Here is a 606-nt window from a genome sequence, read left to right on the forward strand (position 1 = left end):
GGCAATCACGCGGATCTGCCCCGCATACATTCCACCAAACTCACTGGAATCAATCGCCAATTCCGGCTCTTTGCCATCAGAACCAAGAGAAGTTGCTTCGCGTTTGTCATAATCAAAATGATTGCGCCCCGCGATAACAGCCAAATCTCCTTTGACCTGTATGGGACCCCCGATACTGATCTTGCGCGAAACAAGATCAAAAATATCTAATGCACTCCCATCAGCACCACGAGAGCCTATGGTGATATCACCACCCTCAACACGCAACCCGCCATCGGCTCCAATAATCGGTTGTCCGGTCGATAAAGTCACCCGTGGTGTATTAATAAAGCCACAACCGTTACAGGTAATCCCATTGGGGTTAGCGATAATAACATCCGCCATATGCCCGTGTACTTCGCTCACGCCTTCAAGACGCGAGCGATTGGCACTTACCACTTCATTAAGGATAACCTTTGCTGCACCGCTATAACGCAAATTGCCGTTGCCTGGCACCAATCCCCCAAGCTGTGAACGCGAAACCTCCTCAGTCGAATTGTTCAAAATCACGCCATGGGCATCAACATTGAAATTGTCATATTTGTTATGAGAAAGACCTTGTCCATT

At 48.3% G+C, this 606-nt stretch carries 1 protein-coding gene; it reads right to left on the reverse strand.

From position 1 onward, the window contains the following. Positions 1-606 (reverse strand): filamentous hemagglutinin N-terminal domain-containing protein (locus tag ACFINA_RS09765; protein WP_375615541.1); only part of this gene is annotated, 606 nt, incomplete at both ends.

Source organism: Bartonella sp. AC10YNML, from assembly GCF_042196825.1.
GTDB lineage: Bacteria > Pseudomonadota > Alphaproteobacteria > Rhizobiales > Rhizobiaceae > Bartonella.